The sequence below is a fragment of the Halorhabdus sp. CBA1104 genome (assembly GCF_009690625.1).
Classification (GTDB): domain Archaea; phylum Halobacteriota; class Halobacteria; order Halobacteriales; family Haloarculaceae; genus Halorhabdus.
The window spans coordinates 847,671-862,326 of sequence record NZ_CP033878.1; the positions used below are offsets into that span (position 1 = coordinate 847,671).

Below are 14,656 nucleotides of genomic sequence, written 5' to 3' on the forward strand. Positions count from 1 at the left end.
ATACACAACCGTTCAAAATTGAATCTCGGACAGCCGTTGGTGCTTGTCTCCTCTCCCACGACTGCCACTCAGGAGTCACCGGACACCGGGATGGCCCCTCCGGTGGTCGGGGTGGCGGCGTCGCTAGCCAGGAATTGGATCACCTCGGCGATCTCACTGGGATCGGTCCACGCCTCGAAGTCAGCATCAGGCATCGATTCTCGATTGGCTGGCGTGTCGATTACGCCCGGCATGATCGCGTTCGCCCGAACGACGCCCTCGTTCTCGGCGGCGATCGACTCGGTTAGCAACCGCACGGCGGCTTTCGAAGCGCGATAGAGGGCATCGCCTTTCCCGCCTTCGAGCGACGAGCGCGAGGCCACAGTGACGATCGAGCCTTCGCTGTCTTGGAGGTGTGGCAGGGCGTGTTTCGTCGCGAGAAAGGCTGTCCGGACGTTGACGTCGAACAGCAACTCGAAGGTCCCGATGTCGGTCCCTTCGACGGGATCGCCACCGCGCCAGGTACCAGCGACGGCGACGAGGGCGTCTAATCGACCGTGCGTTTCGACCACCGTCTCGATTGCCGACTCGACGGCCCGCTCGTCGGTGAAGTCGACCACGTGCGTCGAGAGCCGCGTCGAATCACTGGCGAGCATGTGGGCATCGTCGTCCGGGGCGATGACGTCTGCCGCGGCGACCGTCGCCCCGGCATCGAGGAACGCCTCGGCGGTGGCACTCCCGAGTGCGCCGCCCGCACCCGTGACCAAAACGACTCGATCGCGAAAGTCGTATTCGACTCCCATTGGATGATAATTACACGCACACAAGATAAAGCTACGCCGACCAGTCCGGACCGCCGGAGAGCCAAAGTATAGGGGCTTGGACCTGCTACCTGTAGGCGAATGATCGAGGTCCGAGACCTGCGCAAGGAATACGGTGACTTTGCGGCCGTGGAGGGAAGCACGTTCTCCGTCGAGCGCGGTGAGGTCTTCGGCATCATCGGCCCAAACGGCGCGGGCAAGACGACGACGCTGAAGATGCTGGCGGGCCTCATCGAACCGACCGATGGTACTGTTCAGGTGGCGGGCCTAGACACCGACGACGCCGACATGAAACGCCAGCTGGGCTTTCTCCCCGAAGAATCCCCGCTTTACGAGGAGATGACCCCCGTCTCGTATCTCTCTTTTTTCGCCGATCTCTACGACGTCCCCGATAATGTGGCGACCCGTCGAATGCACGAGACGCTCGACCGGCTCGATTTGGACCACCGTGACAGACAACTCGGTGACATGTCGAAGGGGATGAAACGCAAGGTCGCCATTGCCCGGTCGCTCATCAACGACCCCGACGTGCTCGTCTACGACGAACCGGCGAGTGGGCTGGATCCGTTGACGACGAATTTCATCATCGACTTCACGACCGAACTCGCCGAAGAGGGCAAGACGATCGTCTTTAGCGCGCACAATCTCTATCACGTCCAGAGTATCTGTGACCGCGTTGCGATCATGAACGAAGGCGAGATTGTCGCTCGCGGACCGCTCTCGAAACTTCGCGAGGAACACGGCGAGACGACCTATCACGTCTACACGTCCGTCGAAGTGCCCGGAAGCGTTCGGGAAAACGGCAGCTACAAACGCAGCGTCACCTCGATGCAGGCCGTCGAGCAAACCCGTGAGGCCGCTGCCGACCGTGACGGTGACGTCATCGATATCAGGACCGAAGAGTCCAGCCTCGAAGAGGTGTTCCTGAACGTCGCCAACCCGGACCGGGCCGAGTCAGCAACCGCGACACCAGACGACCAGAGCGCCGAACCGGAGGCCTAACCGTGGACGTGCGGAAGTTCCTCCGGATCGCCCGGTGGGAGGTGACCAAAAACGCCGGCGGGATCGATCGGCGGACAGCGGCGATCACCGTCGGTGCGCTGGTCGTACTGGGTGTGCTTGCCCCGTTGATCGCCACCCAGGGAGTCGCACTCGACGCCGGCATCTACCGGGCCGGCGTCGACGAATCGAGCCCGTACCACGAGGTGCTCACAGACGACGCGACGTTTGCCGTCCACCCAGCGAGTCCCGATGCCGTCGAAGAGGGCCGCGTCGACATCCTCATCGATGGGCCGCGAGTCGTCGACTGGGCTGACTCCGCGAAGGGCCGGGCCGCCCTGGCAGAACTTCGCAGCTCCGTCCAGCGGTTCAACGATCAACTGATGGGCGATCAGTCCAATCAGACTGCAGCATCGCCAGTGTCGGTGACGTTGCGCTACGTCGAACGCTCGCTGGCGACCACCCAGAGCCCTACCGAGGGGACCGACGGCACTGGAGGCAGTGACGGCACCACCGGTGGCGGCGGGACTGACGGGAGCGCCGGGGGCAGTGGTGGCTCAGAGACGACCGATGGCACGACGGGCGGCACCGAGAGTGGAGGGGGCGACAGTGGCGGTGGCGGCTCGCTGGGCGGCCTCGGCGGCTTGACGAGCGGACTCGGTGGCGGGGGACCTCTGGAGCGCCCTCCGATATCGCCCCGCCGTTCCCGTTTGGCTCGCTCGTGTTGGCATTCGTGTTCGTCCTTCCGCTGAACTTCGTCATCCAGGCCTACGGGAGTACGATCCTCAGCGAACGGATCAACCGCCGGGGGGAGCTCATGCTCGTTTCGCCGGTCACTCGGGGCGACATCATCGTCGGTAAGACGTTGCCGTACTTCCTGGGGGCAATGTTCTTCGAGGGCTGATTACCGCCGGCCTGCTGACCGTCGGGGCCTCTGGAGCCACCGGCTGGATCTCACTGCTCGCAGTGACGCCGCTGGTCCTGTTGTTCCTCGGGGCGACCTTCCTCGGAGCGATGTTCGCCCGTTCGTTCAAGGAACTCACGTTCGTGACTGTGACGATTACCGTCGCGTTGACCAGTTTCGCGTTCGTGCCGGCGATCTTCACGGACGTGACCCCGATCGCGCTCATCTCGCCGCTGACGATCGTCGTCCGGGACTTGCAGGGCCAGGCCATCAGTCTCGTCGAGTTTGGCTTCTCGACGCTGCCGGCGATGCTGACGGCGATCGTCACCTTCGGCCTCGGTGCCGGACTCTACCGCGAGGAAGACATGTTCACCCAGCGGCCGATCCCACTGAAAGCCCTCGATGCCCTCTCTGGCCGGATCAAGCGCCGGTCGAGCGCGGCGAAGTTGAGTGTGCTTCTCCTCCCGTTCGTGTTCGTCACGGAACTGATCGCGGTCGCGATGCTGTTTGCCGTCCCCCAGTCGTTTGCCCTGCCGGCAATCCTGATCGTGGTCGCAGTCGTCGAGGAACTCGCCAAAAGCATCCACATTTACGCCGGGTTCGTCCACCGGAAGTACGTCCGGACGATCCGGAATGCCGTGATCGTCGGGTCACTGTCCGGGCTCGGCTTTTTCCTGGCCGAGAAAGTATCGCTGGTCGTGCAGTTGCTCGGTGGGGACATTCCCGACGTCGAGCAGGCGGCGTTCCTCACTGGCGGTGCGGGACCGGCCGTCTCGGCGGCCGTGGCAATCGCGCTCTTGTTGGCACCACTTGCGCTGCACGCGGTGACGGCCACAGCGTCTGCGATCGGTGCGGCCCGGAGTCGGCGTGGCTACGTCGTCGGGCTGACGGTCGCAATCGGTATCCATCTCGCGTACAATCTAACGGTGGTGAGTTTCGTTGTCGGGTGAGCCGCCACGACCGCAGCGTTCGTCAGCCACCGACCAGACAGCGAACGAGTCAGACACCGGGAGCATCCGGCTGGCGATCGCAAAGCGTGACGTCGTGTCGCTGTCCCGCGAGAAGACGATCGTGTTGGCACTGCTCATTCAACTGTTCATCGCGGCGTTCTCGTCGTTCCTGGTGGTCGGGCTCACCTCACTGTACGATCCGGGCTCGGTCGAAGCAGGCGGCCTCGAAGTTGGCGTTTCGGGCGATGCAGCGACGGAGCTACAGCAGGCTGCCAGTGACATCGATGGGGTCGAGACGGTTCGGTTCGACAGCCCAGCCACTGCGATGGTCGGCTTTCAGGACCGCCGCGTCGACGCCGTGCTCGATGGCCGCCTCGAAAATGGGACGATCGCCGTGACTGCAACGGTCCCCGAAGGAAGCATTGAATCGACGCTGGCTGTCGTCCAGATTCGGACGATTCTCGAAACGCTCGAACGGACCGAACGCATCGAGCGCGCCGAGTGGCTGGATCGGCCGCCCCTCCCACTACCCCAAGAAACCTCGGCCAGTCCGTACTTCGGGTTCACCTACACCGTGTTGGTACCGCTCCTCCTCTTTTTGCCGCCGTTCATCAGCGGCTCGATCGCCGTCGACGCCATCACCGAGGAGATCGAACGCGGGACCCTGGAGCTGTTGCGCGTCGCGCCCGTCTCACTGACGGATATCGTCGACGGCAAGGCCCTCGGGATGGCCATACTGGCCCCGTTGCAGGCGATTCTCTGGATCGTCCTGCTGGGGGCAAACGGCATTACCGTCCGGAACGTCCCGTGGCTCGTCACTCTCGTCGGGGCAGCCGCCGTCCTCGTGGTCGTCGTGGGGGTCGTGCTCGGGCTCGTCACGGCTCGACGGCGGCAGGCCCAGCTGCTGTACTCGATTCTCGTCTTGATCGGGTTCGCCGGCCTGGCGCTGCTCCCCGAGCATCCCACGACGGTCGTCGCGAAACTCGCCGTCGGGAGTGAGACGGCGACAACGACGGCGACTGTCCTCGCACTCACTCTCGGTGCTATCTTGCTGTACGCGGGGATGCGGCGATACGTCGGGACGTTGGATCCCGAACGGTACTGAGGGCCCTGGGCTGGTAGTGTCGGTAGGCGGGAATCGTCCGGCAATTTATCCCCCTGACGGCCCCAGGTTCGCCGACATAGATGCCCGCGGACCACCCACACAGCGAGGGACACTCACCGCACCGTACCACCAGGTCGTCCGAACACGCTGACACTGATCCGATCGGAGACGGCCACCCCGGCACGAGCGACCAGCAAGGCGCTGGCGGCCACCCCGGCGGGCAAGACAGTGCCCACCCCGGCGGACATCCGGGTCGCAGGAACTACGACGAACAGCCATTGATCGTCACCTGGGAGGTCACGCAGGCCTGCGAACTGGAGTGTGATCACTGCCGGGCGGAAGCCCAACCCGAGCGTGATCCCGCCGAATTGTCGACAGCCGAAGGCCGCGACTTCATCGACTCCATTGCGGACTTTGGCCGTCCCCGGCCGATTCTCGTCTTTTCCGGTGGCGACCCACTGGAACGGCCGGATCTGTTCGATCTCCTCGAAGACGCCAAAGCACAGGGAATCACGACGGCCGTAACGCCCGCGCCGACCGCGAATCTCACGGCGGACGTGATCGAACGATTGGCCGAGGCGGGCGTCAAGCGGATCGCGCTCTCCCTCGATGGCGCAACGCCGGCCGCTCACAACGACTTCCGTGGCGAAGATGGGTCGTTCGCCCGCGTCGAGCAAGCAGCCCGCCAGGCCCGCGCGGCCGGTATGGAAATCCAGATCAACACGACCGTCACCGCCGATACTGTCGACGATCTCCCCGAAATCGCCGACATGGTCGCATCTTTCGAGGCGTCCATGTGGGAAGTGTTCTTCCTCGTGCCGATCGGCCGTGGTGAAGACCTGCAACAACTCGATGCCGACCGGACTGTTGAGGTCATGGAGTGGCTCTACCGCCGCCAGCGCGAAGCACCGTATCGCGTCATTACCGTCGAGGCCCCGCACTATCGCCGGGTCGCCGACGAACTCGAACGACGGGAATCCGGGGAGGGAGTCCGCGTCGGCTCGACCCGCGCCGGGAAGGGCTTCGTGTTCGTCAGCTACGAGGGCGAGGTCTACCCGTCTGGCTTTCTGCCAAAGAGCGGCGGGAACGTCACCGAGCGGGGCCTGGTCGATATCTACCAGAATAGCGATCTATTTCAGCGACTTCGAGACACTGGGCAGTTCGTCGGCTCCTGTCGCTCCTGTGAGTACCTCGACGTCTGTGGCGGCTCACGATCGCGGGCGTTCGCTGTGACGGACAATCCGCTGGCGAGTGATCCGCTCTGCCCCTGGGTGGAACAGTCAGCAGACGCCACCTGAATACCGCGACAGCGCCCGCAGGAGGCACCGATTATGCGTCGGTTTCAGCTGCCGATGCAGTTTCGGCACGTGGATCCGGCAAGTCATAAGAGACGCCGGTCAGCGCGACCGAGCGGTCCCACAATTCCTTGGCGAGTGGTGGGTCGTACGAGCGATCACTGGAGCGCTGAATCTCGGGCGATCCGCGCATGTTCAGCAAGCCGCCAGGGCCGACGTATTCCCCGCCAGTCACATCCGGATCGGTTGCGGCCCGCACCATCGGCAATGCACCCGTGGCTGCCGATTGGGCAAACACGGCGTTGGCGACTTTCATCAGCCAGAGGCGGACTCGCGACCCGGATTGTTCAGGCCCGCGTCGCTGGAGGTTGGTCGCCGCATATCCCGGGTGACAGGCTACGCTCGTGATATCGGCGTCGGTCGCCTGCAGCCGACGGTCGAGTTCGTAGGCAAACAGCACGTTCGCGAGTTTCGACTGGGCGTAGGCGTCGTAGCGGTCGTAAGACTCCTCGCCGTGGAGATCGTCGAAATCGATCTCTCCGCGTTCGTGCAGGCCGCTACTCTGGGTGACGATCCGACTTTCACCGGGTGTTTCCTCGAGTTTGTCCAGCAGCAGGCCAGTGAGTGCGAAGTGGCCGAGGTGATTGACGCCGAACTGCATCTCGAAGCCGTCGATGGTTTCCCTCCGCGGGAGTGCCATCACGCCGGCGTTGTTACAGAGGGCGTGAAGCTCCGTGTAGTCTGCTCGGACCGTCTCGGCGAACGCGCGGACGCCGGCGAGGTCGGCGAGGTCCAGTTCCTCGATCGAAAGTGTGGCTTCGTCTACCGAATTGTGTATCTGTTCACGGGCCGACCGAGCCCGTTCCAGATCCCGGCAGGCCATGATGACGTGGACATCGTTGGCGGCGAGAACTTTCGTCACCTCGAAGCCGATCCCGCTTTGGCTCCCGTGACGAGGACTATCCGTCCGGAGTGATCGCCCATCGCGGCATGATCCCAGGAATCTGAACGCAGTACTTCTCAAACGGGATTGTGGCGCATAAAGCTCCGCCCTCCTGGCGTGGACACGGCAGACAGCAGTCGTTCAGTCAGGTGTCCCAGCGGACGTCCTCGATCGTCTCTCGATCGCCACTCGCGATGACGGTCCCAATCTGGTCGCCGTCGTCGTATTCGTCGACGTGGATCCGGTTGTACCCCTCGGTGACGACTTCACGGACGTCGGCCGCGAGGTCCTCGGCCTCCTCGACACCGAGACGGTTCTGGCCACCGATCTCGCGGACGACGATCGGATATTCGGGCATCGAAACGGGGTCTACGGGAGTGGTAGTCAAGGGTCTGTCGTGATGCGTTCGCTCCCACTGGCGTCTTGAGGCATTCCGTTCCGGTGACCGGCGACTCAAGTGTGTCACTCACCTCCAGCAGGGCATGGACGGCGAGTACGATCTCGTGATCGTGGGAGGGGGCATCAGCGGGGCTGCACTCCTCTATACGGTCGCGACATTCACCGACGTCGAGTCAGTCGCCCTCTTCGAGAAAGAGCCGGCGATAGCCGCGATCAACTCCCACCACACGAACAACTCCCAGACGCTGCACTTCGGGGACATCGAGACCAACTACTCCCTCGAGAAGGCCAAGGAAGTCAAGGCGGGCGCGGAGATGGTCGCCGGCTATCTGGCGGCCAACGATCCCGACGGCGACATGCACGCCAAGCGCTCGAAGATGGCGCTGGCTGTCGGTGAGGCAGAAGTCGACCGTCTTCAGCGGCGGTATCACGAAAACGGATTCGGTGAGCTGTTCCCGAAGCTCGAGGCGATCGACCGCGAGGAGATCGCCGAGATCGAACCGAACGTCGTCGAGGGCCGTGATCCCGACACCGAGATGCTCGCCCTGCAGACGCCAGACGGCTACACGGTCGACTACGGCGAACTCGCGACGGACTTCGTTCGTCGTGTCGAGGGCGAGGATGGCGTCGACGTCTTCACCGGGACGGAAGTCGAACAAATCCACGAGACTGGTGAGGAATTCCTTCTGGAGACCGAACGCGGGTGGTACGAGAGTGAGGCAACGGTCGTCGCCGCTGGTTCTCATAGCCTCCAGATCGCCAAATCGATGGGCTACGGCCAGGATATGTCGCTGCTCCCGGTCGCGGGGAGTTTCTTCGTCGCCGAAGACGGCATGCTCAACGGGAAGGTGTACACGCTCCAGATGGCCAAACTCCCCTTCGCTGCGGTCCACGGGGACGCCGAGGTTCACGATCAGGGGCTTACGAGATTTGGCCCAACTGCGAAGGTCGTCCCGGCCTTAGAGCGCGGACGACTCTCGACGGTCCGGGACTTTTTCGACGTGTTCAAACTCTCACCGGCGTCGGTCCTGAGCTACGGGAACATCCTCGCCGACCGGGTGCTGTTGCCATACGTCCTCGAAAATCTCGTCTACGACTTACCAGTGGTCGGCAAACGGGCCTTCCTGCCCCACGTCCGGAAAGTCGTCCCGACGATCCAGCCAGAAGACATCGAGCGCGCGAAAGGCTACGGCGGCGTCCGCCCACAGATCGTCGACACCGACGCCAAGTCTCTAGACATGGGCGAGGCCAAAATCACGGGCGATGGAATTCTGTTCAATATCACGCCCTCCCCCGGTGCCTCGACGTGTCTGCAGAATGCAATGTGCGACGCCGAGCAACTGACCGAGTGGCTCGACATCGAGTTCGACGACGCGGCCTTCAGAGCGGCGACGATCGACAACTTCCCACGTGCGTCTGACCCATCGCAGTGAGCGCCAGGCGTGGGTCGCCGCGAGGGCCACGCTGTGTGTCCCCGACCCGGCGTCACTGATTTATCGGCCTGGCCCGTTGGCTCGCCCATGTTTGCGTTGTCGGCCGTCGTCGCTCCCGGTGCCCTCGACGTCCGAGCGCTGGCAGAGAGCATTCCGCTGCAGGTGTGGCAAGCGTTGTTGCTCGGCAGTATGGTGTTCTCTCTGGGCGTGCTCTTTCGCGTCGCCCAGCCGAGTGGTCGCTGGGGACAGCGACTTCGATCTCGGTTCGTCCTCGGCGTCCCGTGGGGGACAGTGCTGGGGTTGTGCGTGGTTTTGGGCGTCTACTTTTCGTCCAGGGTGGGCTGGCCCACCGGTTCGATCCCGTCAACCTCCCGTTCCGTGCCACCTCTTATGCCCACCCGCTGGGCGTGGCACTGGCTGGCTTTGCCCACCTCGATTGGGGGCACTTGCTCGGGAATCTCTTTTCGGGACTCGTCTTCGGTTCGATCGCCGAATACGGCTGGAGTCATTATCCGACGGCCCGCGGCGAGCAATCGTTCACGTCGTGGCGTGACAATCCCTACGTCAGGATCGGTGTCGTCTTCGGTGGGATCATCGTCGCGGGATTCCTGACGGCGGCTCTGTCCTGGGGTCCGCTCATCGGTTTTTCCGGTGTCGTCTATCTGTTAGCCGGGATCGCGCTGGTCTTCTATCCCATCACGACACTCGTCGGTATCGTCGCCTGGCCAAGGCTGTGGCACCTCCTCAGCGCGTTCAACGATCCACTCCAGATCGCCCAACCGAACGTGGGCTATTCGGGCGTCGGGTTCGCGGGCACCGCCATCCAGAGCCATGCGTTTGGCTTTCTCATCGGCGTGTTGATCGGGGCCGCGATCCTCCATCGGCGTCGCCGGTCGGCGAGTCCGGGCCGCATCTGGCTCGGAGCGATGATCTACACCGTGGCTAACGGGCTCTGGAGCATCTTTTGGTACCTCGGGAATAGCCAGTATATCCGCTTTCGGACGCTCGGGACGGTGTTGCTGTTTGTCCTTGCCGGGTTGATCGTGCTCGTCGTCGCGGGCCGGGACCGCTCGCCATCGGATCGACTCGTTGCCCCCTCTCTCGGGCGCTTTGCTCGCTCCGTGCCATCGGCCCGCCAGATCGCGGTCGGGACGATCTTGTTCACCCTCGTTTCGATGTCGATGATCGGCGTCGTGATCAACCTCTCGGCACCTACGGGTGCGGACTTCCCGGACGATAGCATCGAAGTCCGCGACTACGAGATCGCCTACGTACAGAACGTCACTAACGAGCAAATCGCCGTCGTCGACTTGCCGTTGCTCGATCAAGTGACGGACGTTCAAACGAGTGGCGTCGTAGTCTACAGTGACCAGCGGCGGCTGTGGCACCAGGTCATCAGCGAGAGCAACCTCGAATCGCGGGGCAGCGCTCGTGTTCTAGTCGGCGGCGTCGGGTGGCGACGGCCAGTCTATGCCTACCGGTCGGGGTGGGACGCTCTGGGCGGGGACACTACCTACCAGGTGTTTCTCCGTCCGGAAGGGCACGAACCAACGCTGGTCCACACGGCTTCGCCCGCGGTCGCCGACGTCATCCTCGACAACCGTACCGTCGCGATCCGTTCCGGGACTGACGGGTTCGAGGTAGTCGTCAGGCGGGGCAATCAGACGCTTGGCGTCGGCGGGTTTCCCGACAGTGGGGCGAACGTGACCGTCGGCGGTATCACGTTCGCGCGCACAGAACAGAACCTCTATGCGTCGGCCGATGGCACCACGCTGCGGATTGCCAAGCGACGCATCCCACCGACACGACGGCGATAACTGCGACTGCTCGAGTGCGTCCGTTCAGGCCCACTCGATGCGGAACAGTTCGACGTCGATCTCGCGGCTGTCGGCCTCGTGGAACTCGAACTGTCGAGGGAGGGTAAACGACGACCGGTAGGCAGCCGTCACATTGCCGCCGTGGTCCGCCGCGAACGATTCGACGAACTCGGCACTGCCGCTGTTGTGAATCGAGTACGACACCGCGGCGATGTCGGCAGCCGTCTCCAAAAATGCCCGGTCGGCGTGTTCGTTCCCGTTTTGGGCGCCAAACGGTGGATTCATGAGCACCGTCACCGGCTCGTCGGGACACACCGCGTGGCCGGTGGCGTCGGCCTGGATCCAGGAGACAGCTGTGGTCGTCCCGACGCGTTGGCGGTTCCCGGCTGCCGTCGTGAGTGCATCGGGATCGAGGTCGACACCGACGACGCGTTCTGGCCCGCAAAGAGCGGCACCGAGCGCGAGCATGCCCGTCCCGCAGCCGAGATCGACGACCCACTGGCCGTCGAGATCGCCGTTCAGATCCGCTAGATGGACCAGATGTGACGCCACTGCGGGCGGCGTACGATACTGTTCGAGGTCGGCCGTCGGGTCGTCGAAGCCGACGACGACACCGAGTTTGGCCGCGAGTTCGCGTTTCGTACTCATCGATGTGCCGACGCGGGGATGCGTCTTTCTGACATCTGGAGTCGAGACTGGGAAAAAGCTTCGACGGAACGGCGATACGGACCGACCAGCCGCTGCTTCTCGCCTCACCGCCAAACCGTGTCGTCCCCGCTCAACTACTCCAGAGGTGCCGGTCTTCCATCGACTTCGGTGATCGATAGCCGATCACCTTGTGATCCTGCGATTCGTGCCACGACGCCATGCGCTCGTCGATGTACTCCGAGCAGTCCATGCAGTACCAGGTTGCCATTGTTCTTGCCTCCGGGAGAGCGGCGCCGCTCGCAACGACGCCGACTACATTTTGATGATAAAACGTGATACAGGATAATATTTCCGGTAGAATTGAGTAGAGCCCCGATCACAGCGACAGTCGAAGATGTCGCTGTCTTACCAGGTGCCGTGGAAGGTGTCGAACTCCAACTGGTCGAGGGGTTTCTCGCCGATCGCGATCTCGTATTCGCCCGGTGTGAGCATCGGCTGGTCGAACTGGGGACCGTCGTCGGTCGTAATCCGCGGACAGCCCGTGTTGACGTAAGCGTCTAACCCGAAGTTCGTGAGTTTGTCGGGCGTGACGTTGTTCATCGTGAGCAGATAGGCATCGTCGTTTTCGGCGACGATCTCGCGGGCGCGTTCGAACCGGCCCTGGCCGATCTTCGTACAGTAGATGACGCCCCACGTTTCGGCGTCCATCGCGCGATGGACGGCTCCGTAGCGTTGTTTGATGAACGCGTCGGCGTCGGCGATGTCGACGACGTTGTTGACGGGATCGGCGATCACGACGTGTTTCTCGGGCTGGTCCATCGCCAGGCCCATCGGGTGGAACTTCCCGCCGCCGACGTAGAGCATCTGGTCGGCATCGACGTCCGCAGAGGCGTAGTTGCACCCAAGGACTTGCCCCTCGTGGGTCAGGCGCTCGTCGCCCCGGCGGACGTGCACAGTGTATCCTTCGTCTTCGAGGAACGCCCGCATCTCGTCGAACTTGTTCATGTGTTGGGCGGTCGTGACGAGTCCGATGTCAGGGTCGTCGTCGGGGTCCTCGAACTCAGCGAGTGCTTCCTCCATGATCGGGAATACGTCGACATTCGAGAACAGCGGGACGTAGATGATCTGTTCTGACTCGTTCATCGGGCTGTGGCCGAAGTGAACGAACACGTCACTGTGACGCATCAACTCCGTGTCGAGGTCACAGGCCCCGTAACACGGCTCGCCCGAGAGCATCACTGACACGTCCTCGGGCAGGGCCTGTCGAAGGTCGTCTGCGACAGCCGGCCCCCGGCGTTTGAGTCCCTCGGGGAACTGCAGGCCAACCGTGTTGGCGTTTCGTTCATCGACAGCCTCGCTGATCCGATCGAGTTCGTAGTCCCACTCACGATCGTGTTTGAGTGCCATCCCCGTTTCAGTCAGATCGCCCGCAGACCGCTCGCTTTCGTGACTCATTGAACGCGCCTAACGGACCAGTGCGTAAAACGACGGCGCTCCCGGCACAGCTGCCGGTTTCCGCCACGGTAGCGTCTCTCGTGGCTCCCCTGTGTGACAGTTACTCGACGTGCTCGCGCAACGTCTCGATATGTGATTCGAGGACGCGGATCGTCGCATCCGCGTCGGAATAGCCCTGTTCGTACTGGTCGAGGGCTGTTTCGGACTGTTCGAGGAACGTTTCGACCGCCGTGTCTACATCGGTCATATCTCGGCTTTCGATGGGCATGCCCCTGAGCGTTCCGGAACGACAAGACGGTGAGTCTCCAGTCACCACACTCAATCGTTATCGAACCGTGTAAGAGACGTCGCTATCCCGGAGTGCGTCAGTGACGCGTCCGACGACGTCGGTCGTTGCCACGACGACCACGCTCAACCCTCTGCTCGCTGCGTCGGCAGCGACTTCACCCGCCGCGAAGTGTGTCGTCGGGGTGATCTCGGCTTCTTTGAGTGCACCGACAGCTTCGACCCCGGCCGCTGTAACGAGATCCGCGTCGTGGGCCGCTGTCTGCAATCGATCGAGATCCGGCGTCTCGTCGGACCTGACGGGCGGCACCTGGAGAATATCGACCTCGCCGGGTTGCAGTTCGATGACGCCTTCGAATCCGGTGACGCCGACGACTTCTCCCGCGTCGGCATCGGTCGTCGCGACCCCCGTCGCACCGTCTTCGCCCGGGCGAGCCCGGAGTAAGCCCGTCTTCATGAACAGGGCCACGGACTGGCCTTCCACGATGGGTTCGACGGCGAGGGCTGCGTCTTCCTGGACACTGCCAAGGACGTCTTCGGTCACGTGATCGGCGAACCGACGGACGTCCGTCGCTGCGGAGAACAGCCAGTCGACGCCCTCGTTCGTGACGCGATATCGTGAGCGTCCCTCTTTCTCGACGAACCCATCCTCGACGAGTTCACGAATGTACTCGCTGACGGCCTGGCTCGTGACGCCGACCGCCTGGGCGATCTCACCTTGACTCACCGCCGGCTGGCGTTCGGCGATCTCCACCAGGATCCGAAAGCGGGTCGCCGCCCGCTTGTTGTCGAGGACGTCTATCATGCCCGATTGGTCGGCGCGCTGGGTGATAAACCCCGGGACCCACGGCGACGAAATGGCCAGCCGGCGGCGACACGTTGATAGCCGTCACTCCCGCAGGGAGGGACAATGGACCTGACGCTTCGAGATCGCGGTGTAGTCCTCGGAGAGGCGCTGGTCGTCGCTGATCTCCACCTGGGCCGCGAGCGCTCCTCGACGGTCGAACTGTCGGTCGGCTCGGAGCGATCGCTCCGTGAGCGTCTCTCTGGGCTCATCGCAGAACACTCCGTCTCCGAAGTGGTCGTCGCCGGCGATCTCTTACATGCGTTCGATTCACTCCCACCAGACGTTGTGGCTTCCTACAAGCAACTCCGTGATGTCGTGACCGATCACGGGTGCCGGTTGGTCGTGACGCCGGGAAATCACGACGTCCTGCTCGATGCTGTCCGTGACGGGCCATCTCCCGAGGAATACGCGCTTTCGGACGGACAAACGGTCGTCTGCCACGGTCACGAACTGCCGGAGACCGATGCCGACCGGTACGTGATCGGGCACGATCATCCAGCGATCGAAATCGAGGGCCAGAAGCGACCGTGTTACCTCCACGGTACCGATGTGTATCGCGATGCCGACGTGTTGGTTTTGCCAGCGTTCAACGAACTCGTCGCTGGAGTGACGATCAACCACATCGGCGCCGATGGGTTTCACTCACCGCTGATCGAAAACGTCGACACATTCCGACCGATCGTCCGGGACGATACCGCCGGAGAAACGCTCTCGTTTCCCCCGCTTGGCTCGCTGCGTGGGCTCCTCTGACAGGGCAACGGTTTTTTGGCCGGGGC

13 protein-coding genes and 2 pseudogenes are annotated in these 14,656 nt (G+C 63.2%); 7 read left to right on the forward strand and 8 right to left on the reverse strand.

The window, feature by feature from the left end; all coding sequences use genetic code 11:
* Window positions 1-68: 68 nt before the first annotated feature.
* Window positions 69-782 carry an SDR family oxidoreductase gene (locus Hrd1104_RS04370; RefSeq protein ID WP_154551604.1) on the reverse strand — a complete coding sequence of 238 codons (714 nt, stop codon included), beginning with the start codon at window positions 780-782 and terminating at the stop codon, window positions 69-71.
* Window positions 783-881: 99 nt separating this feature from the next.
* On the opposite strand from Hrd1104_RS04370, the gene Hrd1104_RS04375 reads away from it, so the two are divergent.
* The 4 genes and pseudogenes from Hrd1104_RS04375 to Hrd1104_RS04390 all read left to right on the forward strand — a co-directional run bounded on the left by Hrd1104_RS04375 (window position 882) and on the right by Hrd1104_RS04390 (window position 6,056).
* Window positions 882-1,802, forward strand: coding sequence for an ABC transporter ATP-binding protein (locus Hrd1104_RS04375; protein ID WP_154551605.1), 921 nt, complete (start codon window positions 882-884; stop codon window positions 1,800-1,802).
* 2 nt (window positions 1,803-1,804) lie between these two features.
* Window positions 1,805-3,653, forward strand: a pseudogene (locus Hrd1104_RS04380) (PrsW family intramembrane metalloprotease).
* A 64-nt stretch (window positions 3,654-3,717) separates the two neighbouring features.
* The gene (locus Hrd1104_RS04385; protein WP_229770564.1) at window positions 3,718-4,758 is read left to right on the forward strand and encodes an ABC transporter permease; all 1,041 of its coding nucleotides are present in this window, start codon (window positions 3,718-3,720) and stop codon (window positions 4,756-4,758) included.
* Between the two features lie 80 nt (window positions 4,759-4,838).
* Entirely contained in the window at window positions 4,839-6,056 is a 1,218-nt protein-coding gene (locus Hrd1104_RS04390) for a radical SAM protein (protein ID WP_195837630.1), read from the forward strand.
* 31 nt (window positions 6,057-6,087) lie between these two features.
* On the opposite strand, the pseudogene Hrd1104_RS04395 reads toward Hrd1104_RS04390, so the two are convergent.
* Both Hrd1104_RS04395 and Hrd1104_RS04400 read right to left on the reverse strand, forming a co-directional pair.
* Window positions 6,088-7,037 (reverse strand): annotated as a pseudogene (locus Hrd1104_RS04395) (oxidoreductase).
* A gap of 104 nt (window positions 7,038-7,141) precedes the next feature.
* The gene (locus Hrd1104_RS04400) at window positions 7,142-7,354 is read right to left on the reverse strand and encodes a hypothetical protein (protein WP_154551606.1); all 213 of its coding nucleotides are present in this window, start codon (window positions 7,352-7,354) and stop codon (window positions 7,142-7,144) included.
* Window positions 7,355-7,478: 124 nt separating this feature from the next.
* On the opposite strand from Hrd1104_RS04400, the gene Hrd1104_RS04405 reads away from it, so the two are divergent.
* Complete coding sequence (locus tag Hrd1104_RS04405) at window positions 7,479-8,828, forward strand: FAD-dependent oxidoreductase (protein ID WP_154551607.1); 1,350 nt, start codon at window positions 7,479-7,481, stop codon at window positions 8,826-8,828.
* Window positions 8,829-9,130: 302 nt separating this feature from the next.
* On the forward strand, window positions 9,131-10,645 hold the full coding sequence (locus Hrd1104_RS04410) for a rhomboid family intramembrane serine protease (protein WP_229770537.1): 1,515 nt from the start codon (window positions 9,131-9,133) through the stop codon (window positions 10,643-10,645).
* A gap of 24 nt (window positions 10,646-10,669) precedes the next feature.
* Here Hrd1104_RS04410 and Hrd1104_RS04415 read toward each other — a convergent pair whose 3' ends face one another.
* From Hrd1104_RS04415 to Hrd1104_RS04430, 5 genes are all read right to left on the reverse strand, one after another.
* Window positions 10,670-11,293 carry an METTL5 family protein gene (locus Hrd1104_RS04415; RefSeq protein ID WP_154551608.1) on the reverse strand — a complete coding sequence of 208 codons (624 nt, stop codon included), beginning with the start codon at window positions 11,291-11,293 and terminating at the stop codon, window positions 10,670-10,672.
* A gap of 130 nt (window positions 11,294-11,423) precedes the next feature.
* Entirely contained in the window at window positions 11,424-11,561 is a 138-nt protein-coding gene (locus tag Hrd1104_RS04420) for a hypothetical protein (protein WP_154551609.1), read from the reverse strand.
* A 137-nt stretch (window positions 11,562-11,698) separates the two neighbouring features.
* On the reverse strand, window positions 11,699-12,748 hold the full coding sequence (gene dph2 / locus Hrd1104_RS04425; protein ID WP_154551610.1) for a diphthamide biosynthesis enzyme Dph2: 1,050 nt from the start codon (window positions 12,746-12,748) through the stop codon (window positions 11,699-11,701).
* A 100-nt stretch (window positions 12,749-12,848) separates the two neighbouring features.
* Window positions 12,849-12,995 (reverse strand): hypothetical protein, encoded by a 147-nt coding sequence (locus Hrd1104_RS13040; RefSeq protein ID WP_195837631.1) that lies wholly within the window; start codon window positions 12,993-12,995, stop codon window positions 12,849-12,851.
* 78 nt (window positions 12,996-13,073) lie between these two features.
* Entirely contained in the window at window positions 13,074-13,838 is a 765-nt protein-coding gene (locus tag Hrd1104_RS04430; RefSeq protein ID WP_154551611.1) for a MarR family transcriptional regulator, read from the reverse strand.
* A gap of 105 nt (window positions 13,839-13,943) precedes the next feature.
* Here Hrd1104_RS04430 and Hrd1104_RS04435 point away from each other — a divergent pair, with 105 nt between their 5' ends.
* Window positions 13,944-14,630, forward strand: coding sequence for a metallophosphoesterase (locus Hrd1104_RS04435; RefSeq protein ID WP_154551612.1), 687 nt, complete (start codon window positions 13,944-13,946; stop codon window positions 14,628-14,630).
* Window positions 14,631-14,656 lie beyond the last annotated feature (26 nt).

Coding starts and splice junctions, on each gene's coding strand:
- Hrd1104_RS04370 (WP_154551604.1), bottom strand. CDS start 782: ATGGGAGTCGAATACGACTTTCGCGATCGAGTCGTTTTGGTCACGGGT.
- Hrd1104_RS04375 (WP_154551605.1), top strand. CDS start 882: ATGATCGAGGTCCGAGACCTGCGCAAGGAATACGGTGACTTTGCGGCC.
- Hrd1104_RS04390 (WP_195837630.1), top strand. CDS start 4,839: ATGCCCGCGGACCACCCACACAGCGAGGGACACTCACCGCACCGTACC.
- Hrd1104_RS04400 (WP_154551606.1), bottom strand. CDS start 7,354: ATGCCCGAATATCCGATCGTCGTCCGCGAGATCGGTGGCCAGAACCGT.
- Hrd1104_RS04405 (WP_154551607.1), top strand. CDS start 7,479: ATGGACGGCGAGTACGATCTCGTGATCGTGGGAGGGGGCATCAGCGGG.
- Hrd1104_RS04415 (WP_154551608.1), bottom strand. CDS start 11,293: ATGAGTACGAAACGCGAACTCGCGGCCAAACTCGGTGTCGTCGTCGGC.
- Hrd1104_RS04420 (WP_154551609.1), bottom strand. CDS start 11,561: ATGGCAACCTGGTACTGCATGGACTGCTCGGAGTACATCGACGAGCGC.
- dph2 (WP_154551610.1), bottom strand. CDS start 12,748: ATGAGTCACGAAAGCGAGCGGTCTGCGGGCGATCTGACTGAAACGGGG.
- Hrd1104_RS13040 (WP_195837631.1), bottom strand. CDS start 12,995: ATGACCGATGTAGACACGGCGGTCGAAACGTTCCTCGAACAGTCCGAA.
- Hrd1104_RS04430 (WP_154551611.1), bottom strand. CDS start 13,838: ATGATAGACGTCCTCGACAACAAGCGGGCGGCGACCCGCTTTCGGATC.
- Hrd1104_RS04435 (WP_154551612.1), top strand. CDS start 13,944: ATGGACCTGACGCTTCGAGATCGCGGTGTAGTCCTCGGAGAGGCGCTG.